Here is an 18,748-nt window from a genome sequence, read left to right as displayed (position 1 = left end):
AATGGTCGGCGATTATAGCGACTAAGCCACAGTCGCCATAGGAGCCGACGACATAATCGCCTATAATCTGCCGTTTCCTTAATGACCGAGTATTGCCATGAGCCAGTCCTTTGATGATTTCGACCTGAATCCAGCCCTCAACCGGGCCTTGGCCGAGATGGGTTTCACCCGCCCCACCACCATTCAGCAGATGGTGCTGGAGCCAGCCCTGGACGGCCGCGATATTCTGGCATCCGCCCCGACCGGTACCGGCAAGACCGCCGCCTTCCTGCTGCCCGCCCTGCAGCACCTGCTGGACTTCCCGCGCCGCAAGCCGGGCCCGTGCCGCATGCTGGTGCTGACCCCGACCCGTGAGCTGGCGCTGCAGGTCACCGCCCACGCCAAGGCGCTGGCGGCTCACACCAATCTCAGCATCGAGACCATCATCGGCGGCGTCAGCCATGAAGAGCAACTGCCGGCCCTGACCAAAACCACCGATATCGTGGTGGCCACCCCGGGTCGTCTGCTCGAGTACATCGAGAAAGAGGAGTTCGAGAGCCACGACATCGAGGTACTGGTGCTGGACGAAGCGGACCGCATGCTGGACATGGGCTTCATCAAGGATGTGAACCGCATCGTGGAAGAGGCGCGTTATCGCAAGCACACCATGCTCTTCTCCGCCACCCTGGAAGGGGCCGGCCTTGAGAAGTTCGCCAACGATATCCTGAAGGAGCCGGTGGAGTTGCACGCCGAGCCGCCCCGCAGCGAACGTCGCCCCATCACCCAGTGGGTGCACCTGGCCGACGATGCCGCTCACAAGCTGGCCCTGCTGGTGCATATCCTGAAAGATCCCGAGACCCAGAAAGCCATCATCTTCGTCAAGACCCGTGAGAGGCTGGCGGAGCTGTCCGGTCAGCTGCAGGCGGCTGGCGTCTCCTGCGCCTGGATCCGCGGCGAGATGGAGCAGAGCAAGCGCATCGAGTCGATCCGCAAGTTCCATGAAGGGGAAGTGCCCTTCCTCATCGCCACCGATGTGGCCGCCCGCGGCATCGACCTGCCCAACGTCAGCCATGTCATCAACTACGACATGCCCTACGGCGCCGATGTCTATGTCCACCGGATCGGCCGCACCGGCCGTGCCGGCAACCGTGGTTGCGCCATCAGCCTGGTGGAAGCCCACGACATGGCGATGGTCGCCAAGATCGAGCGCTACACCGAAGAGCGTCTCAAGCGCCGGGTGATCGACGAACTGCGCCCCAAACATAAAGAGGCGCGGGTGCCGGTGAAGAAGAAAAAGCCGAAGGACGACAAGAAGAAGTCGGCCAAGAAGAAAAAGAAGTAAGCCTGCCCGCCACAACGGCCATCCCCGGATGGCCGTTGTGCTATCTGCTGCCCACTCGGCGGGGGCCAGAAAAGAAAAAAGCCGACGTATAAACGTCGGCCAATAAAAAGTGCTTACAACAGAGGATTCACCTATTCAGACTTGGGGATCCTGAATTTGGTTCCCTCGGGTCGTAATTAATTTTCAGCGCGTTTGAACATCAGGGTATGGGCGTCGGACTCTTCCGGTACGAAGTAGTAGCCATCGGCGTTGAACCCGGTCAACTGCTCTACCTTGGTGAGTCGGTGTTTGATGATGTGACGGGCCATCATGCCGCGCGCCTTCTTGGCGTAGAAACTGATGATCTTGAACTGGCCGTTCTTCTCGTCCTTGAACACCGGCGTGATGATGCGCCCCTGCAGGGCCTTGGGACGTACCGACTTGAAGTACTCGTCGGAAGCCAGGTTGATCAACACCTCGTCTCCCTGAGCAGCCAGTGCCTTGTTCAGGTGGGCGGTGATGATGTCGCCCCAGAACTGGTAGAGATCCTTGCCACGCGCGTTGTCGAGGCGGATCCCCATCTCCAGCCGGTAGGGCATCATCAGATCGAGCGGGCGCAGCACCCCGTAGAGGCCGGAGAGCATGCGCAGGTGCGCTTGGGCGAAGTCGAGATCAGCCTCGCTGAAATCCTCCACCGCCAGCCCCGTGTAGACATCCCCCTTGAAGGCCAGCAGCGCCTGGCGGGCGTTGGCCGGGCTGAAGTCGGGTTGCCAGTCGGCAAAGCGGGCGGCATTGAGGCCGGCCAGCTTGTCGCTGATCTTCATCAGGCTGGCGATCTGGTCCGGGCTCAGCTGGCGGGCCCGGCCGATCAGCTCGGCGGAGTGGTCCAGCAGCTCGGGTTGGGTGAAACGGGAAGTCACCAGCGGCGACTCGTAGTCCAGCGTCTTGGCCGGGGAAACCACAATCAGCATAACGATCCTTTATAGCGGTGACGTACGCCCCTCATTCATCCAGGGTGACGTTGTCGAGAGTGCCTGCACCCAGCTGCTCGCGCCCCGACAGCTTGATCAGCAGTCGCAGGTCGTTGGCCGAGTCGGCATGGGCAAGGGCCTCACTGTAGCCAATTTGGCCGGCACAGAACAGGGCGAACAACGCCTGATCGAAGGTCTGCATGCCGAGCTCGGTGGACTTGGTCATCACCTCCTTGAGCCGGTGCATCTCCCCCTTGCGGACGATATCGGTGATGAGCGGGGTGTTGAGCAGCACCTCGAAGGCCGCACAGCGGCGGCGTCCGTCCAGGCTGGGCAGTAGTTGCTGGGCCACGATGGCACGCAGGTTGAAGGAGAGATCGAACAAGAACTGGCGATGTTTCTCCTGAGGGACCAGGTGCAGGATGCGGTCCAGCGCCTGATTGGCATTGTTGGCGTGCAGGGTGGCGAGACAGAGGTGGCCGGTCTCGGCAAACTGCAGGGCAAACTCCATGGTCTCCTGGCTGCGGATTTCACCGATCAGGATCACGTCAGGGGCCTGGCGCAGCGAACTCTTCAGCGCCACGTCGAATGACGCTGTGTCTATACCCACCTCGCGCTGGGTGATCAGGCTACGGCCGTGCTGATGCACGAACTCCACCGGATCTTCCACCGTCAGGATGTGGCCGTCCACATGCTGGTTGCGATAGCCGATCATGGCCGCCTGGGTGGTGGATTTGCCGGCGCCGGTGGCTCCGACGAACAGCACCAGCCCGCGCTTGGCCAGGGCGATCTCCTGCAGGATGGGGGGCAGCGCCAGCTCGTCGAAGGTGGGGATGCGGGTCTCGATACGGCGCAGCACCATGCCCGGCAGCTCCTGCTGCCAGAAGGCGCTGACCCGAAAGCGGCCAAGTTCCTCGCGGTGGATGGCGTAGTTGGCCTCCTTGGTATGCAGATAGCGCTCGAAGTGCTCCTGGCTCAGGGTCTCCTTGACCAGCGCCAGCGCCCTTGCCTTGTCGAGGGGGGCTTCTGCCAGTGACTGCAGGTGGCCGTTGACCTTGAGGGTCGGCGGCGTGCCGACCGTGATGAACAGATCCGAGCCTTTGCGGGCGACCAGCTCGGTCAGCAGGGCATCCAGATTCATAACGACTCCTTCCCTAGATTCGTCGTGGTTAGATGGTGTTGGGATCGACCGCCTTGGCCTTGGCATCCAGCGCCGCCACTACGCCGCGGCTCACCAGCTGCTTGAGGCTCTGATCCATGGTCTGCATGCCGTGGGTCATCCCGGTCTGTATCACCGAGTAGAGCTGGGCAATCTTGTCTTCCCGGATGAGGTTACGCACGGCGGGAATGCCCATCATGATCTCGTGGGCCGCCACCCGGCCGCCGCCGATGCGCTTGAGCAGGGTCTGGGAGATGACCGCCCGCAGCGACTCGGAGAGCATGGAGCGCACCATGTCTTTTTCCGCACCGGGGAAGACGTCGATGATCCGGTCGATGGTCTTGGCCGCCGACGAGGTGTGCAGGGTGCCGAACACCAGGTGGCCGGTCTCGGCCGCGGTCATGGCCAGACGAATGGTTTCCAGATCGCGCATCTCGCCTACCAGGATGATGTCCGGATCTTCCCGCAGCGCCGAGCGCAGGGCGTTGCTGAAGCTCTTGGTATCGCGGTGTACTTCCCGCTGGTTCACCAGACAGCGCTTGTTCTCGTGCACGAATTCGATGGGATCCTCGATGGTGAGGATGTGGTGATGAAAGTTCTCGTTGATGTAGTTGACCATGGCCGCCAGGGTGGTGGATTTACCCGAGCCGGTCGGGCCGGTCACCAGCACCAGGCCGCGCGGGTATTCGGCAATCTTGCGAAAGATCTCCGGCGCGTCCAGATCTTCGAGGCTCAGCACAGTGCTGGGGATGGTCCGAAATACCGCGCCGGAGCCGCGCGCTTGCTGGAAGGCGTTGACCCGGAAGCGGGCCAGGTTCGGCACCTCGAACGAGAAGTCCACCTCGAAGTTCTCTTCCAGTTCCTTGCGCTGGTGGTCGTTCATTATGTCGTAGATGAGGGCGTGCACTTCCCGGTGTTCCAGGGCGGGCAAATTGATCTTGCGAACCTCGCCATCAACCCTGATCATCGGGGGAACCCCGGCCGAGAGGTGTAGATCCGAGGCTTTATGTTTTACACTGAAAGCCAATAACTCTGTGATATCCATAGATTTGTCATTCTCCCATCACAAGATCACTAACGAAACATGAACCAGATTGCCGAGCACCTGCTTCAGGTCAAGGAACGTATTGTACAAGCCGCCAGTCGCGCGGGCCGAAGCCGCGATCACATCCAGCTGCTGGCGGTCAGCAAGACCAAACCGCTGGAGGCCGTTTGCGAGGCCTATGCCGCCGGTCAGCGCCGCTTTGGCGAATCCTACGCCCAGGAAGCGGCGACCAAGATAGATACCCTGCGTGAGCAAGGGGCCTGTGCAGACATAGAGTGGCACTTTATCGGCCCGCTGCAATCGAACAAATCCAAGCTGGTGGCCGAGCGCTTCGACTGGGTGCAGAGCGTGGACAGAGAGAAGCTGATCGAACGCCTGAACAACCAGCGCCCGAGCGGGCTCGCGCCGCTAAATGTCTGTCTGCAAATCAATATTAGCGGAGAGAGCAGCAAATCCGGAACGTCGGAGCAAGAGATTTTCCGCCTGGCTGAACTGGTCTCCCGCTGTGAACGGCTGCGGCTGCGCGGTCTGATGGCGATTCCGGAGCACACCAGCGACGAGGCGGTGCTGGCCGCCCAGATGGTGCGCATGCAGACTCTGTTCACCGAGCTTGCGCAACAATACCCGGGCGTCGACACCCTCTCGATGGGGATGACCGAGGATCTCGAACTGGCGATCGGCCACGGCAGCACCATGGTACGGGTCGGTACCGCTATCTTCGGTGCCCGCGACTATTCATGAGCAAGGCCTGGGATGCGATGCATCGGGCCGTGCTTTTTTCAGGTAACAGGAGCGTTTGATGCAGCATAGAATCCTCGCCTTTATCGGGGCGGGCAACATGAGCCGCAGTATCATTGCCGGTCTGGTTCAGGCGGGCTATCCGGCCGGCCGGATCATCGCCGCCAACCCCAGTCGGCCCAAGCTGGATGCGCTGGCCAACGACTACGGCATCCGCATCACCCAGGACAACGCCGAGGCAGCCCGGGCGGCGGAGGTGATCGTGCTGGCGGTCAAGCCGCAGCTGATGGCGGCCATGCTGAGCGCGCTGGTGGCACAGCTGGGTACGCTGGAGGGCAAGCTGCTCATCTCCATCGCCGCCGGCATCAAGGTGGCGCGGCTGGCCGAGATGGCGGGCGGCCACGGCCGGATCATCCGCACCATGCCGAACACCCCCTCTCTGCTGGGGCTGGGGATGACCGGGCTGTACGCCCCGCCCGGTATCGAGCAGGCTGACCGCGCGCTGGCCGAGCAGATGATGCAGGCGGTGGGCAAAACCCTCTGGGTAGAGCAGGAGTCCGCCATCAACGGCGTCATCGCCGCGGCCGGCAGTGCACCTGCCTACTTCTTCCTGTTCATGCAGGCCATCGCCGAGGAGGCTGAGGCCATGGGCTTCTCCCCCGAGCAGGCTCGCCTGCTGGTGCAGCAGACCGCCCTTGGTGCGGCCGCCATGGTCGAGCAGAATCCCGAGCTGTCGCTGCAGACCCTGCGCGAGCAGGTGACCAGCAAGGGCGGCACCACCGCCGAGGCGATCAAGACTTTCCAGCAGCAGGGGCTGATGCCGCTGACGGCACACGCCATGCAGGCGGCCGTTGCCCGGGCCGGCGAAATGGAAACCCTGTTCTGAACCCGATTTCTCTTACTCTCTGTCTCAACCTGGAGCCCAGATGAACACTGCTTACTTTCTGATTAACACGATTTTTGACCTCTATCTCATGGTGGTGCTGTTGCGCGTCTGGCTGCAGTGGGCCCGCGCAGATTTCTACAACCCCATGAGCCAGATGGTGGTCAAGCTGACCAATCCGCTGGTGGTGCCGCTGCGCCGGGTCATTCCCGGGTTTGGCGGGCTGGACATGGCCTCTGTGCTGCTGGCCATCATCATCGCCTTTGCCAAGCTGGCGCTGCTCAAGAGCATGAACGTGCTGCTGGCCGACTGGCTCACCCTCAGCCTGTTTGCCGGGCTGACTGTGCTGAAGAAGGCCGGCTCCATGATCTTCTGGGTGCTGCTGATCCGCGCCATCCTGAGCTGGGTCAGTCAGGGTCGCAACCCCATCGAGTACGTGATGCACCAGCTGACCGAGCCCTTCCTGGCCCCCATCCGCCGCATTCTGCCGGCACTGGGCGGGCTGGATCTCTCCGTGCTGGTCGCCTTTATCGGGCTGCAGGCCATAAACTATCTGTTGGGTGATCTGTTCGGCCAGCTGTGGTGGATGATTTGATGGCAGCCGTCCTGCGGGAAGGGGATGAGCTGATAATGCATCTGATGATCCAGCCCAAGGCGAGTCGGGATCAGATCGTCGGATTGCATGGAGAAGAGTTGAAAGTGGCCATCACGGCGCCGCCGGTGGATGGCCAGGCCAACAGCCACTTGATCAAGTATCTGGCCAAGCAGTTCAAGGTGGCCAAGGGGCAGGTTCGCATCGTGCGGGGGGAGCTGGGACGGCACAAGACGGTCGCCATCGAGGCGCCCAGACAGATCCCCGCCGAGGTCAGTGCCCTGCTGGACAATCAGGGTTAACACGAGAAGGATGACACCATGAAAACAGCCTGGATAAGCTGCCTGCTGGCATTGCTGCTGACCTTGCCCCTGCGGGCCGAACAGATGAAGGAGCTGGGCCCCTGGCAGGTGCACTACAGTGCCTTCAACTCCAGCTTCCTCACCCCCGAGGTAGCCAAGGCCTATGGCCTGGAGCGCAGCCGCTACAACGGCATCGTCAACATCGCTGTGCAGAACAAGCAGGGGGTCGCCCAGGCGGTGGGGATCAGCGGCGAGGCCAAGAACCTCACCGGCACCATCCGCAACCTGAGCTTCCAGGAGGTCAAAGAGGGGGATGCCATCTACTATCTGGCGGTGCTGCCCTATCGCAACGAGGATACCTACCAGTTCACCCTGAAGATCATGGGAGAGGGGCAGCAGCAGACGCTGACCTTCCAGCAGACCTTCTACGTCGACTGATATTGGTACCTGTCATGCCCAGAAAAAGCCCCGAACGCAGGTTCGGGGCTTTTTTCATGATGGCGAGTCGGTGGGCGGGGTGAAGTCGTGGATCTCCCCGATCCGCGGGGTGAAGCGGGGATCCTGATCCCGGTTGTGTTCCACCCACTCCATGGCCTGACAGAAGCTCTCCCGCTTCGAGAACTCGCTGCGCACCTGATCGATGGCCCGCTCCGCGCTGCGCCGCTCCATCTTGCTGGCCTTGCGGTCGCTGAACTGCTTGTGCTGGGCCAGCATCCACTCGGTGAAGGCCTGGCGGCACTGTGCCTCGCTGGCCGCCTGGACGGGCAGGGCCGCCAGCAGGGCGATCATCAATAAATAGCGCATAACAACATCGGTGACTGAGGGGAGTGGTTGTCTGAAAGGGCGGCATTCTATGCCGAAAACTTGAGCATGAACAGGGGAAGAGAGGGGGCCGGCATGGCCGGCCCCCACAGGGTCAGTGTTTGACGAGGTAGAGCTGGCGGCTGTAGGCCACGTCTTCCGGATTGTTGATGGGATAGCCTTTGAGCCAGGGCTTGATCAGCCGGGCGTTGGTGTACTGATAGATGGGGGCGATAGGCGCCTCGTCCTGCAGTATGGTTTCGGCCTCATCGAACAGGCGGGCTCGTTCACGGGGATCCTGGCTGTTGGCTGCCTGGGCCAGCAGGGCATCGTAGCCGACGTTGGCGAAGCGGGCCATGTTGCCGCTGTGGTGGGAGCCCCACAGGCCGAGGAAGGCAGACGGGTCGTTGTAGTCGGCCACCCAGGAGGAGCGGATCACCTCGAACTGGCCACTCTGGCGGCTGTCGAGATAGGTTTTCCACTCCTGATTGGTGAGCTCGACCCGGGCCCCCAGCTTCTGTTTCCACAGGTTGGCGATGGCCAGCGCCATCTTCTTGTGTACCTCGGCCGTGTTGTAGAGCAGGGTCAGCTTGAGCGGGTTGGCCGGGCCATAGCCCGCCTCCTTGAGCAGGGCTCTGGCCTTGTCGTCCAGCACCTGCTGACTGCTGCTGGAGAGCAGGTTGGCCTTGGGCTCGAAGCCGGCGACCACGTCCGGGGTGAAGTGATAGGCCGGTTTTTCTCCGGTGCCCAGGATCTTGCTGGCGATGAGGCCACGGTCGATGGTGTAGGAGAGCGCCTTGCGCACCCGCACGTCGTTGAGGGGGGCACGCTGGGTATTGAATGCGTAGTAGTAGGTGCCGAGTTGATCCGGGGTATAGACCTCACCCGGGATCTGCTGCATCAGCTTGTGATACTGCTCCTTGGGGAAGGATTCGGTGATGTGCAGGTCGCCGGCCAGGTAGCGGTTGGTGGCCGCGCTCTCCTGGTTGATGGGCACGAAGGTGACCTTGGTCAGCACGGTATGGGCGCGATCCCAGTAGTAGGGGTTGGGAGTCAGCTCCAGCTTCTCGTTCACCACCCGCTGACTCAGCACGAAGGCGCCGTTGCCGACCAGCTTGCCGGGCTGGGTCCACTGGTTGCCGTATTGCTCCATGCTGGCGCGATGCAGCGGCGACAGGCTGGGGTGGGTCAGCAGGCTCAGGAAGTAGGGCACGGGCTGGGAGAGGGTCACCTGCAGGGTATGTTCATCGAGGGCCTTCACCCCGAGCTCAGCGGGGGGCAGCTTGCCGGCCACGATGTCATCCACCTTGTCGAAGCGGGCCAGCTGGGCGAACCAGGTAAAGGTGGCGGCCTCTTTGGGATCGACCAGTTTGCGCCAGCCGTAGACGAAGTCGGCGGCCTGCACGGGATCGCCGTTGGACCAGCGGGCGTCCGGTCGCAGATGGAAGGTGAAGCGCTGATTGCCCTGGTTGTCCCAGCTGGCGGCCACCCCGGGCTGCACCTTGCCGTCCGGTCCCTGGGTCAGCAGCCCCTCGTAGAGATCCCGCAGTACCTGCAACTCGGGCAGGCCGACCAGCTTGAGCGGGCTCAGGCTCGCCGGCTCGTCTTTCAGATGACGCACGACGGCCTGTTCGGCGGCGAGCTGGGTGCCGGGTGGAACATCGGCAGCCTGGACACAGGCACAGCCCAGCAGGGCCAGCAGGGGACTCCATCCTTTCATGATTGATCCTTCAAATAGTGTGAAGCGGGGTGAAAACTCGGCGAGAAGTGATCGCCGACAGACGGGAAATCATGATATCCCGTTTGCTGGTCAGACCGCCAGTATGAGTCCCTTGGATGAGGGGACTCCCCGGCATCTTATTTGACCCGCCATTCGGGCAGAGGAGTGAGCAATGAGAACATGGATCCTGTTGGCCCTGGCCATCAGTCAGGGGGCCTGGGCGCTGGCGCCGTGTGAGCGCGAGAGCCAGGTTGGTAGCTGGTGCGAGGTGAACATAGATCAGCTGCATCCGACCCAGGGCGGCGTGGGCCAGATCCAGGTCGACAACACCCAGGCCGAGCTGGCGGGCAAGAGTGCAAAACAGCTCGACAAGCTGATGAAAAAGAAAGAGATCCCCATCGTCATTGCGCCCGATGGCGGTTACTGGCTGGTGGACAGGCACCATCTGACCAAGGCGCTATGGCAGTCTGGCGTGAAGCAGGTACGGGTCAAGGTGATCGCCAGGTTGCAGGACAAGGAGAACTTCTGGAGCCAGATGCAGTGCAACCACTGGGCCTGGCTCAAGGATGAAAAGGGCGGTGCACTGACGCCGCAGCAACTGCCGGCCCACATCGGCGAACTGCCGGATTACCCCTACCGGACGGTGGCCGGGCTGCTGCAGGATGCGGGCTATTTCGACAAGCGGGAGCAGGTCTACTTCGTCGAGTTTGCCTGGGCCAGCTGGCTCGGCCAGCAGATGGACTGGTTGCCGGTCGACAGTGCCAACCTGGCGGATCGCCTCTATCAGGCCAAGCGGCTGGCATGCAGCAGCAAGGCGGCGGATCTGCCCGGTTATCCGGGCAAGCAGTGCCGGGTCAATCAGTCGCGCAGCGGCAACTGAGCAGATAGTCGCTGCCAAAACAACTGCGGGGGGCCTATGCCCCCCGCTTCGTCATGATGGCTGCCGGGCCTGCTGCCAGTGCGCGGCGGCCTGTTCCAGCATGGCCACTTCGCCTTGCTGGATCAGCGGCAGCAAGGCCTGCACCTGGGCATCCGGCCATTCCCACCAGGCCAGCGCCTGCAAGCGGGCGATCTCCTCCTCAGCAAAGCGCATCCTGATCACCTTGGCCGGCGTGCCGGCCACCATGGCATAGGGCGGCACATCCTGATTGACCAGGGCGCGCGCCGCTATGATGGCGCCGTCGCCGACGGTGACCCCCGGCATGATCATGGCGTCCATGCCGATCCAGACGTCGTTGCCGATGCGGGTGTCGCCGGCAGGGCGATAGCTGCGCTGGAGGGCATCGAGATCGGCAAACGGATAGGTGCTGATGAAGTCGGCATTGTGGGTGTGGTTGCCGCCCATCAGGATCTTCACCCCGGCGGCTATTTGCACATAGTCGCCGATATGAAGCTGATCGATGTGCCAGAGCGGCTCCCAGCCGGTCTCTGGGCTGCGGCTGAAACGGTCGCCGTGCAGATAGCGTACGGCGGCCTCTTCAAACGGGCCATCCCAGGCGCCGGAGTAATAGCTGTGGCGCCCTTTCAGGTGGATGTTGGGGTTGCTCACCGTCAGGTGCAGGTACTCGACCTGCGACCAGTGTTGGCAGGGTTTCATGATTGTCTCCTCGTTCAAATGGATAGGGTGGATGACGCGAGGAGCGCAGCTAATAGATCCAGACCAGCAGGCGGGGCACGCACAGGGTCGAGCAGCCCAGATCCTGGGGTAAACGGGGTCGCAGCATGGAGTGTGCGGGTCCTGAAGAGTGGATTAGCATGGTAAGTCATATGGGGATGGGGGCCAAGCCAAGCATCGTTATCTGGTCAAAACCTGCACGAAATATCGGGTTGATATTCATTCTCAACTGGGCATGATAAAAGTCCCACCCATCAACTTGGGAGATCGGCATGACCCATCAAATCTGGCAGCGTTACATGTTGGAGGCTGAAAACGCACTGGGCGCGGGCGCGCTCGGCACCGCCATCTGCCTCTATCAGCAGGCCCTCGCCGAGGTATATGAACTGAGTGACGGTGAGCTGGACGAGTTGGCCAGCATGCGGGTGGCGACCTGCCACCGGCTGGCCGATTTCTGGCGCGCCATGGAGGAGCCGGCCTACGAGTTGCGCTACCTCAAGCTGGCCTCCGAGCTGGTGACGGCGTTGGTGCCCCAGTGTCCGAACCAGGAGTGCGAATCCCTCATCAGCGAACTTGGCTGTTGTCGGGCGGCGCTGCTCTCTTTCCTCAAGCGCCACCCCAATCCCGACATCGCCCGCTTGATCCAGTTGCAGGATCAGGTGCAGGGCTGCGAGCTGATCGGCCGTTTTCGCCTCAACTGAGGATCATTTACGGCCTTTGAGGCGCTGGGCGATCCGCGTTTGTGCCTCTTCCCCCTGCAGGGCGAGGGAGAAGGCGCGTGCCTCCAGATCGATGACGAAGTGCACCGCCTGCCTGAGCTCCTGCTTGAGCAGCGCCTTGCTCTTTTGCAGCGCCTTCGGCGCCTTGGCCGCCAGCTTCAAACCCTGTTCCCGGGCAAAGGGGATCAGCGCTGCGGCCGCCAGCACCCGGTTGGCGAGCCCCAGCCGCAGTGCCTCGTCGGCATCGATGGCTTCGGCCAGCAGCAACAGCTCCGCCGCCTTCAAGTGACCCACACTGCGCGGTAGCAACAGGCTGGAGGCAAACTCCGGCACCAGCCCCAGCTCGACAAAGGGCAGTTGCAGGCGGGCATTGTCGGCCAGATAGACCAGATCGCAGTGCAGCAGCAGGGTGGTGCCAATCCCCACCGCCGCACCGCCGACCGCGGCGATCACCGGTTTCGGGAAGTCGGCCAGGGTGTGGAGGAACTGCAAGATGGGATCGTCCGCCTCTAGAGTCTCTTTCCCCACGAAATCGGCCAGATCATTGCCGGCGGTAAAGCAGTCGCTCTGCCCCTGGATGAGCAAGGCGTGGATGGCGTCATCTTCCGTCGCTTGTCGCAAGGCGTCGGTGAGCGCACGATACATGGCGGTATTGAGGGCATTGCGCTTGTCGGGACGATTGAGGGTCAGGGTGAGCAAGCCATCCTGCTGCTCGACAATGATAATGGGGTCCATGTCTAAATCCTTGTTATTGCTGGCTGCCAAAAGCTTACCGCTGCGGTAATCTTTGCTGCGTTTAACAACATCATAAAAGGATTTCAACCATGTTTAAACGTGCGTTCTATTCCCTGCTGGCCCTGGGGCTGGCTGCTCCCGCCCTGGCCAAGGTCGAGGCCGTCGACGGCTATGTGCGTCTGCTGCCGCCGGGCTCGCCCAACACCGCCGCCTTTTTGGTGCTGAAGAATGATGCCGACCAGCCGGTCAAGCTGGTGGCTGCCGCCTCGCCCGAGGTGGGCCGCGCCGAGCTGCACACCCATCTGCACGAGAACGGTGTGATGAAGATGCGCCAGGTCGAGAGCATAGAGGTGCCGGCCAAGGGCGAAGTGGCGCTCAAACCCGGCAGCTTTCACATCATGCTGTTCGAGGTGCGCGAGCTCTCCCAGGGCACCCCTTTCCCGCTGACGTTGACCATGGATGATGGTCAGAAGCTGGAGTTGAGCCTGCCGGTGAAGCCGATTGAACCCATGGCAGGCATGCAGCACTGACATTAATGGACGCTTGTTCAGTTTTTTACACTGTGTATTCCCGTCGCACTGGGTAAAATGATGGCCTTTCCAGTCCATAGATAGAGAGTGACGTGATGAAGAAGACCTTGATTGCCGGTTGCGTACTGGCCCTGTTCAGCCAGGCAGCCATGGCTGCCGATGACTGGCGTTTCGCTGCCGGTACCGATGTATGGAATGCTCAGGGCAGCGGCCAGATCAACGGTGTCGGGGCCAACGGCAGCTACGACGAGAACTACAACTGGAGCGGCTACCTGCAACTGGAGCACGGCATCATCCTGCTGCCCAACGCCAAGTTCGAGATCTCCGATTTCGGTACCAGCGGCGGCGCCCTCAACAACGATCTGATGGCGTATGACCTGAGCCTCTACTATCGCCTGTTCAACAACGACCTGTTCCAGATCGATCTGGGCCTGACCGGTCGTCGCTACGATGGTGATTTCAACACCCAGCACTACTCCTATGACAAGGACGTGCTGATGGCCTACACCGGCGCCGAAGTGCGCATCCCGGGTACCGGCTTTGCCGCCTTCGGTGATGCCCGCGTGCAGGATGCCGACAACTACGACTACCGTCTGGGTGGCTCCTACAAGTTCGCGACCGTACCGCTCAAGGTGCGTGCCGGCTGGCGTGATGCGAGCATGGACTTCGATCGCGTTGACCAGCGGGTCGACGGCTGGTTCATCGGTGGCGAATTCACCTTCTAATTCCGGCAACGGCTGATGACGATGGCCCCATCATCCCGATGGCGGCATCCGACGAGGAAAGAGCATGGGTCATATCATAGTGACGGGGGCGGGGTCCGGTCTGGGCCGGGCGCTCACCATAGGTCTGGTTGAACGCGGTCATCAGGTCTCCATGATGGGGCGTCGTTATCAGAGGCTGCAGGAGCAGGAGGAGTTGCTTGGCAAGGCGGTGATCGGCATTGCCGCCGATCTGGCACACCACGAGGAAGTGGACGTGGCGTTCGCCGCTGCGGTTGAGTGGGGCGGCCTGCCCGAGCTGGTGCTGCACTGCGCCGGCGTGGGCGAGTTCGGCCCGGTCGGCGTCTATACCGCCGAGCAGATCCGCCGGGTGGTGGAGAGCAACCTCATCTCCACCATTCTGGTGGCCCAGCAGACGGTGCGCCTCATCGGCGACAAGGGCGGTGTGCTGGCCAACGTGCTCTCCTCCGCCGCCCAGGTGGGCAAGGCCAACGAGAGCCTCTACTGCGCCTCCAAATGGGGCATGCGCGGTTTTCTGGAGTCGTTGCGGGCCGAGCTGAAAGGCTCGCCGCTGCGGCTGGTGAACCTCTATCCGAGCGGGATCCGCAGTGAATTCTGGGACAACTCGGATCATGTGGACAGCAGTGGCTTCATGACCCCGGAAGACGCCGCCGCCTACATGCTGGATGCGCTGGAAGCCAGAAGCAGCTGCCATGTGACCGATCTCTTCATCGGTCGCAACTAGCTGCGGCCAGCCTCGCCTCTGCCCTGCGGCAGAAAACAAAAAGCGCGCCTAATGGCGCGCTTTTTTATGGGGGCAAGGGGGCGTAATTAACGGCCCAGCTTGGCCTTGAGCAGGGCAACGATCTCGCTGATCGCCACTTCCTGCTTCTCGCCGGTGCGGCGGCACTTGTACTCCACAACGCCGTTGTCCAGACCGCGATCGCCGATGACGATGGCGTGTGGCACACCCAGCAGCTCCATGTCGGCGAACATCACGCCCGGGCGCTCTTTACGGTCATCGAACAGCACATCCACACCGGCGGCTTTCAGCTCGGTGTAGAACTGCTGTGCCTGCTCGGCCACGCGCTCTGATTTGTGCATGTTCATCGGCACGATGGCCACTTCGAACGGGGCGATGGCTTCCGGCCAGATGATGCCGTACTGGTCGTTGTTCTGCTCGATGGCGGCAGCCACCAGACGGGAAACCCCGATACCGTAGCAACCCATCTCCATGGTGACGGACTTGCCGCCTTCGTTCAGCACGCTCGCCTTCATGGCTTCGGAGTACTTGGTACCCAGCTGGAAGATATGACCCACTTCAATGCCGCGCTTGAGCAGCAGCTTGCCCTGGCCGCACGGGCTCGGGTCGCCTTCTACCACGTTGCGCAGGTCGGCCACTTCATAGGAGGCGATGTCGCGATCCCAGTTGGCGCCGGTCAGGTGGAAGCCGGTCTCGTTGGCGCCACAGACAAAGTCCGCCAGATGGGCAGCGCTGCGATCGGCGATGATGCGACCGGCAAAGCCGACCGGACCGATGGAGCCTGCGTCGCAACCGGCGGCAGCCTTGATCTGCTCGTCGTTGGCGAAGGTCAGCGGGTTGGCTACACCCGGCAGCTTCTCGGCCTTGATTTCGTTCAGCTCGTGATCGCCACGCAGGACCAGCGCGATGACGGCCTGTTTTCCGTGCTCGTCCTCTTCACCCAGCACCAGCAGGGTCTTGGCGATTGCGACCGGCGCTACGGCCAGGAAGGCGGCCACTTCGTCGATGGTGTGGACGGCCGGGGTGGCAACCTTGGTCAGGGCCGCGGTGGCGGCAGGGCGCTCGCCAGCCGGTGCCAGCGCTTCGGCCATCTCGATGTTGGCGGCGTAGTCGGAGCTGTCGGAGAAGGCGATCAGATCTTCACCGCTCTCGGCCAGCACCTGGAATTCGTGGGAGCCGGTACCACCGATGGAGCCGGTATCGGCCTGCACCGGACGGAAGTTCAGCCCCATGCGGGTGAAGGCGGCGCAGTAGGCGGCGTGCATCCGCTCGTAGGTTTCGATCAGCGAAGCCTTGTCGATGTGGAAGGAGTAGGCGTCCTTCATCAGGAATTCGCGGCCGCGCATCACGCCGAAACGGGGACGCACTTCATCGCGGAACTTGGTCTGGATCTGGTAGAGGTTGAGCGGCAGCTGCTTGTAGCTGTTCACTTCGTAACGCACCAGCGAGGTGATCACCTCTTCGTGGGTCGGACCCAGCACGAAGGGACGGTTGTGACGGTCGGTCAGACGGCACAGCTCGGGACCGTAGTCATCCCAGCGGCCGGACTCCTGCCACAGCTCGGCGGGTTGCACCACTGGCATGGAGACTTCGATGGCACCAGCATTGTTCATCTCTTCGCGAACAATGTTCTCGATTTTTTTCAGAACCCGCAGACCGGACGGCAGCCAGGCATACATGCCGGAGGCCAGTTTGCGGATCATGCCGGCGCGCAGCATCAGCTGGTGGCTGACGATCTCGGCATCGGACGGGGTTTCCTTGAGAGTGGAAAGCAGATATTGGCTGGTACGCATCGCGGTAGACCTTAGCTAAGACGGGCGGCTGGGCCCTGGATAATTTCAAGAGCGGAATTTTAACAGGCCGGACCCTGCGGCCCAAGGGCTAAATTCGTACGATGGGAGAAAGCGGGGGCATTGCCCCCGCGTTGGTCAGACCCGAAATTGCGACAGCAGGCGCTGTTGCAGCAGGCTGGCCTGATGCAGGGATGAGGCGAGCTGCAGGCACTCCTGCGCCTCCTGCTCGCCGGTCTGGGCCTGCAGGCTGATGCCGGAGACCTTGTCCGAGGTGTGGCTCAGGGTATGGGAGAGCTGGCCGGTGGCATCCGCCACCTGTTGCACCATGTCCGCCAGATGGTCGATGGCCTCTTCCACCTTGAACAGGATCTGTCTGGTGTTGTCAGAGTCCTCCATGCCGGATTCCACTGTCTTCAGATTGCGCTGCATCATCAGATAGGCTTTCTCGGTCTGTTGCTGGATGTTGTTTATCACCTCGGTTATTTCGGCGCTGGAGGAGGCGGTGCGATTGGCCAGGGTACGTACCTCGTCGGCCACCACGGCAAAGCCGCGACCCATTTCGCCGGCCCGGGCCGCCTCGATGGCGGCGTTGAGCGCCAGCAGGTTGGTCTGCTCCGAAATGCTGCTGATGGTGGAGATGATCTGGCCAATCTGGCTGGCCTGCTCCTTGAGGGCGTTGATGGCGTTGGCGCACTCGCCCACTTCCACCACTACCCGCTGCATGCCGTTGCTGGCGGAGGTCACGTATTGGCTGCTCTCGGCGGTGAGCTGGCGCACCTCGTTGGCGTTTTGGGCCGCCAGGCTGCAGTTGTCCGAGATGGAGGTGGCGACCTGAACCATCTGCTCGCTGTCGTGGTGCAATGCCTGGGCGTGTTCGGCGGTCTGGCGGCTGCTCTGGCTGATGGCTTCGACCCGGTTGACCGAGGTGTGGACGTGCTCGCTGATGTGCTGGTTGTTGTCCATGGTGGAGCTGATCATCTTCTGCAGTTTCTCGATGAAGCGATCCACGCTGCCGGCCAGCGAGCCAATCTCGTCGTCGCGCTTGAGATTGATGCGGGCATTGAGGTCGCCTTCTCCTGCCGCGATATCCTGCATGCGCTGATTGACCTGCAGCAGGGGTTTGACGATGGTGCGCACCAGCCAGAAGCCGCACAGGGTCACGAGCAGCAGGCTCAACAGCAGGCCCCCCAGCAGTAGGTTTTTGGTGTGGCTGATGATGCTGTTGAGCTGGTTCACCTGATCCTCGACCGTGGCGTCCCCCTTGGCTTCGACCTCGACCAGTTGCCGCTTGAGCTGGTCGGCGCTGCGTTCATAGTTGACCAGTTGACCCTGATACTCGCTCAGAGCCGCCATCCACTGCACCATCAGCCGCTGCACCTCGGTTTGCAAGGTGCGGTACTGGGTTGCCAGCGACTGGCCGGCAAATTCTCCTTCGCCGGGCACATCAAACATGCCGCTGCCCAGCATGGCGTCGACCGCTTCCTGGTAGAAGCGGGTTGCCTCCTTCATCTCGGCCTGGATGGCGGGAGTCGGCCCCTCGCTCTGCATCTTCTCCAGTGCATAGAGCTGGCGCAGGAAGCCGATGTTGGCCTCCATGCCGCCATCGGCAGCATGCCAGCGGGTCGCCAGACCGCCATTCCAGCTGATGGCCTGATCCGGCGACTGGGTCAGGCTCTCGACCGCGCCGTCCCCCACCACCTCAAGCTGGGTCGAGAGGCGGGACATGCGCTCCGAGCTGGCGCGCAGCGCCTGATCGACGCTGGTAAAGGCCCGGTAGAGTGCCAGCAACTGCTCCTGTTGCTGCTGATAGGCCAGATGCTGCTGCTCCATCGCGCTGATGGCGGTGGCGTCGATCAACCGGCCTTCCCCCACCCGGCGCATGGCATCGGCGGTGGCTGCTCTGGCGCGCTGCAGCTCCGGCTCGTCGAGCGGCATGCCTCTGAGCATCTTCTGGATGTAGAGCGATTGGTTGCCGAGCTCGATGGACCCCTCCATGGCGCCATCGGCAGTCTGCCAGGCGGCGCCCAATACATAGGAGAGCAGATCCGCCAGCCGCTGGCTGCCATACCAGCCGACGATGCCCATCCCCAGTGTGCAGCTGAGCAGAATGGTCAGCCCGAGATTCGATGTGGTGACAATTTTCATGATGCAGGACCTTCCTTGGCTCCGAACAAACCCAATTCAGTGTTTTATCAATGGCGGGGATTCGCCATTCCCGATGAAAAATAAAGTTACTGCCATGCCCGGATCCAAGCATGGCTGGCAACGGGCAAACGTGCCGAGAATCCGCCCCGATCCTCACCGCCCTATGCTGGATACTTATCCAGTTATTCTTTATGCTATGAGCCAATTTACAGATA

The 18,748-nt window shown here is 62.0% G+C and carries 20 protein-coding genes; 11 read left to right on the top strand and 9 right to left on the bottom strand.

Features of this window, described 5'->3' with window-relative positions:
* The first annotated feature begins 97 nt into the window (after positions 1-97).
* Positions 98-1,321, top strand: a complete 1,224-nt coding sequence (gene srmB / locus E5E96_RS03815; RefSeq protein ID WP_016351974.1) for an ATP-dependent RNA helicase SrmB — start codon at positions 98-100, stop codon at positions 1,319-1,321.
* A 176-nt stretch (positions 1,322-1,497) separates the two neighbouring features.
* Here srmB and yaaA read toward each other — a convergent pair whose 3' ends face one another.
* The 3 genes from yaaA to tapT are packed head-to-tail and all read right to left on the bottom strand — an operon-like array spanning position 1,498 to position 4,475.
* Positions 1,498-2,271: a peroxide stress protein YaaA gene (yaaA, locus tag E5E96_RS03810; protein WP_049045842.1), complete on the bottom strand. Its 774-nt coding sequence runs from the start codon at positions 2,269-2,271 to the stop codon at positions 1,498-1,500.
* A gap of 31 nt (positions 2,272-2,302) precedes the next feature.
* Positions 2,303-3,412 carry a type IVa pilus ATPase TapU gene (tapU, locus tag E5E96_RS03805; protein WP_017411211.1) on the bottom strand — a complete coding sequence of 370 codons (1,110 nt, stop codon included), beginning with the start codon at positions 3,410-3,412 and terminating at the stop codon, positions 2,303-2,305.
* A 28-nt stretch (positions 3,413-3,440) separates the two neighbouring features.
* Positions 3,441-4,475, bottom strand: coding sequence for a type IVa pilus ATPase TapT (gene tapT / locus E5E96_RS03800; protein WP_011707389.1), 1,035 nt, complete (start codon positions 4,473-4,475; stop codon positions 3,441-3,443).
* 39 nt (positions 4,476-4,514) lie between these two features.
* On the opposite strand from tapT, the gene E5E96_RS03795 reads away from it, so the two are divergent.
* Genes E5E96_RS03795 through E5E96_RS03775 form a run of 5 tightly spaced genes read left to right on the top strand, consistent with a single transcriptional unit; the run spans position 4,515 to position 7,428 of the window.
* Positions 4,515-5,216, top strand: coding sequence for a YggS family pyridoxal phosphate-dependent enzyme (locus E5E96_RS03795; protein WP_029304817.1), 702 nt, complete (start codon positions 4,515-4,517; stop codon positions 5,214-5,216).
* Positions 5,217-5,274: 58 nt separating this feature from the next.
* Positions 5,275-6,099: a pyrroline-5-carboxylate reductase gene (gene proC, locus E5E96_RS03790; protein WP_171281589.1), complete on the top strand. Its 825-nt coding sequence runs from the start codon at positions 5,275-5,277 to the stop codon at positions 6,097-6,099.
* Between the two features lie 40 nt (positions 6,100-6,139).
* A complete protein-coding gene (locus tag E5E96_RS03785) occupies positions 6,140-6,691 on the top strand; it encodes a YggT family protein (RefSeq protein ID WP_016351969.1) in 552 nt (183 codons plus the stop codon).
* Positions 6,691-6,990 (top strand): DUF167 family protein YggU, encoded by a 300-nt coding sequence (yggU, locus tag E5E96_RS03780; RefSeq protein ID WP_011707385.1) that lies wholly within the window; start codon positions 6,691-6,693, stop codon positions 6,988-6,990. The genes E5E96_RS03785 and yggU overlap by 1 nt, the downstream gene beginning before the upstream one ends.
* An 18-nt stretch (positions 6,991-7,008) precedes the next feature.
* Positions 7,009-7,428, top strand: coding sequence for a DUF4426 domain-containing protein (locus E5E96_RS03775; RefSeq protein ID WP_011707384.1), 420 nt, complete (start codon positions 7,009-7,011; stop codon positions 7,426-7,428).
* A gap of 54 nt (positions 7,429-7,482) precedes the next feature.
* Here E5E96_RS03775 and E5E96_RS03770 read toward each other — a convergent pair whose 3' ends face one another.
* Positions 7,483-7,794 (bottom strand): hypothetical protein, encoded by a 312-nt coding sequence (locus E5E96_RS03770; RefSeq protein WP_024945836.1) that lies wholly within the window; start codon positions 7,792-7,794, stop codon positions 7,483-7,485.
* Positions 7,795-7,906: 112 nt separating this feature from the next.
* The gene (locus E5E96_RS03765) at positions 7,907-9,511 is read right to left on the bottom strand and encodes an ABC transporter substrate-binding protein (protein ID WP_139388236.1); all 1,605 of its coding nucleotides are present in this window, start codon (positions 9,509-9,511) and stop codon (positions 7,907-7,909) included.
* Between the two features lie 172 nt (positions 9,512-9,683).
* Here E5E96_RS03765 and E5E96_RS03760 point away from each other — a divergent pair, with 172 nt between their 5' ends.
* Positions 9,684-10,391, top strand: a complete 708-nt coding sequence (locus E5E96_RS03760; protein ID WP_011707381.1) for a ParB-like protein — start codon at positions 9,684-9,686, stop codon at positions 10,389-10,391.
* A gap of 51 nt (positions 10,392-10,442) precedes the next feature.
* On the opposite strand, the gene E5E96_RS03755 is transcribed toward E5E96_RS03760, so the two are convergent.
* On the bottom strand, positions 10,443-11,108 hold the full coding sequence (locus E5E96_RS03755) for a CatB-related O-acetyltransferase (protein WP_171281588.1): 666 nt from the start codon (positions 11,106-11,108) through the stop codon (positions 10,443-10,445).
* Between the two features lie 290 nt (positions 11,109-11,398).
* Between E5E96_RS03755 and E5E96_RS03750 the strand changes: the two genes are divergently transcribed.
* Complete coding sequence (locus E5E96_RS03750) at positions 11,399-11,827, top strand: DUF2753 domain-containing protein (RefSeq protein ID WP_011707379.1); 429 nt, start codon at positions 11,399-11,401, stop codon at positions 11,825-11,827.
* Between the two features lie 3 nt (positions 11,828-11,830).
* Here the strand turns inward: E5E96_RS03750 and E5E96_RS03745 are convergent, their stop codons facing one another.
* On the bottom strand, positions 11,831-12,580 hold the full coding sequence (locus tag E5E96_RS03745) for an enoyl-CoA hydratase-related protein (RefSeq protein WP_171281587.1): 750 nt from the start codon (positions 12,578-12,580) through the stop codon (positions 11,831-11,833).
* Between the two features lie 89 nt (positions 12,581-12,669).
* Here E5E96_RS03745 and E5E96_RS03740 point away from each other — a divergent pair, with 89 nt between their 5' ends.
* The 3 genes from E5E96_RS03740 to E5E96_RS03730 all read left to right on the top strand — a co-directional run bounded on the left by E5E96_RS03740 (position 12,670) and on the right by E5E96_RS03730 (position 14,577).
* A complete protein-coding gene (locus E5E96_RS03740) occupies positions 12,670-13,110 on the top strand; it encodes a copper chaperone PCu(A)C (RefSeq protein WP_011707377.1) in 441 nt (146 codons plus the stop codon).
* Between the two features lie 95 nt (positions 13,111-13,205).
* A complete protein-coding gene (locus E5E96_RS03735; protein ID WP_011707376.1) occupies positions 13,206-13,835 on the top strand; it encodes a TIGR04219 family outer membrane beta-barrel protein in 630 nt (209 codons plus the stop codon).
* A 64-nt stretch (positions 13,836-13,899) separates the two neighbouring features.
* On the top strand, positions 13,900-14,577 hold the full coding sequence (locus tag E5E96_RS03730) for an SDR family oxidoreductase (protein ID WP_011707375.1): 678 nt from the start codon (positions 13,900-13,902) through the stop codon (positions 14,575-14,577).
* Between the two features lie 86 nt (positions 14,578-14,663).
* Here the strand turns inward: E5E96_RS03730 and E5E96_RS03725 are convergent, their stop codons facing one another.
* Complete coding sequence (locus E5E96_RS03725) at positions 14,664-16,388, bottom strand: proline--tRNA ligase (protein ID WP_171281586.1); 1,725 nt, start codon at positions 16,386-16,388, stop codon at positions 14,664-14,666.
* Positions 16,389-16,523: 135 nt separating this feature from the next.
* On the bottom strand, positions 16,524-18,533 hold the full coding sequence (locus E5E96_RS03720; RefSeq protein WP_171281585.1) for a methyl-accepting chemotaxis protein: 2,010 nt from the start codon (positions 18,531-18,533) through the stop codon (positions 16,524-16,526).
* Positions 18,534-18,748 lie beyond the last annotated feature (215 nt).

Source organism: Aeromonas sp. 1805, from assembly GCF_013085525.1.
Classification (GTDB): domain Bacteria; phylum Pseudomonadota; class Gammaproteobacteria; order Enterobacterales; family Aeromonadaceae; genus Aeromonas; species Aeromonas hydrophila.
The sequence above is the reverse complement of the archived record's forward strand: the minus strand, read 5'-3'. Positions and strand labels throughout refer to the sequence as shown.

Coding starts and splice junctions, on each gene's coding strand:
- E5E96_RS03770 (WP_024945836.1), bottom strand. CDS start 7,794: ATGCGCTATTTATTGATGATCGCCCTGCTGGCGGCCCTGCCCGTCCAG.
- E5E96_RS03760 (WP_011707381.1), top strand. CDS start 9,684: ATGAGAACATGGATCCTGTTGGCCCTGGCCATCAGTCAGGGGGCCTGG.
- yggU (WP_011707385.1), top strand. CDS start 6,691: ATGGCAGCCGTCCTGCGGGAAGGGGATGAGCTGATAATGCATCTGATG.
- srmB (WP_016351974.1), top strand. CDS start 98: ATGAGCCAGTCCTTTGATGATTTCGACCTGAATCCAGCCCTCAACCGG.
- E5E96_RS03750 (WP_011707379.1), top strand. CDS start 11,399: ATGACCCATCAAATCTGGCAGCGTTACATGTTGGAGGCTGAAAACGCA.
- E5E96_RS03755 (WP_171281588.1), bottom strand. CDS start 11,108: ATGAAACCCTGCCAACACTGGTCGCAGGTCGAGTACCTGCACCTGACG.
- tapU (WP_017411211.1), bottom strand. CDS start 3,412: ATGAATCTGGATGCCCTGCTGACCGAGCTGGTCGCCCGCAAAGGCTCG.
- E5E96_RS03735 (WP_011707376.1), top strand. CDS start 13,206: ATGAAGAAGACCTTGATTGCCGGTTGCGTACTGGCCCTGTTCAGCCAG.
- E5E96_RS03785 (WP_016351969.1), top strand. CDS start 6,140: ATGAACACTGCTTACTTTCTGATTAACACGATTTTTGACCTCTATCTC.
- E5E96_RS03725 (WP_171281586.1), bottom strand. CDS start 16,388: ATGCGTACCAGCCAATATCTGCTTTCCACTCTCAAGGAAACCCCGTCC.
- E5E96_RS03765 (WP_139388236.1), bottom strand. CDS start 9,511: ATGAAAGGATGGAGTCCCCTGCTGGCCCTGCTGGGCTGTGCCTGTGTC.
- E5E96_RS03720 (WP_171281585.1), bottom strand. CDS start 18,533: ATGAAAATTGTCACCACATCGAATCTCGGGCTGACCATTCTGCTCAGC.
- E5E96_RS03775 (WP_011707384.1), top strand. CDS start 7,009: ATGAAAACAGCCTGGATAAGCTGCCTGCTGGCATTGCTGCTGACCTTG.
- yaaA (WP_049045842.1), bottom strand. CDS start 2,271: ATGCTGATTGTGGTTTCCCCGGCCAAGACGCTGGACTACGAGTCGCCG.
- E5E96_RS03740 (WP_011707377.1), top strand. CDS start 12,670: ATGTTTAAACGTGCGTTCTATTCCCTGCTGGCCCTGGGGCTGGCTGCT.
- E5E96_RS03730 (WP_011707375.1), top strand. CDS start 13,900: ATGGGTCATATCATAGTGACGGGGGCGGGGTCCGGTCTGGGCCGGGCG.
- proC (WP_171281589.1), top strand. CDS start 5,275: ATGCAGCATAGAATCCTCGCCTTTATCGGGGCGGGCAACATGAGCCGC.
- E5E96_RS03745 (WP_171281587.1), bottom strand. CDS start 12,580: ATGGACCCCATTATCATTGTCGAGCAGCAGGATGGCTTGCTCACCCTG.
- tapT (WP_011707389.1), bottom strand. CDS start 4,475: ATGGATATCACAGAGTTATTGGCTTTCAGTGTAAAACATAAAGCCTCG.
- E5E96_RS03795 (WP_029304817.1), top strand. CDS start 4,515: ATGAACCAGATTGCCGAGCACCTGCTTCAGGTCAAGGAACGTATTGTA.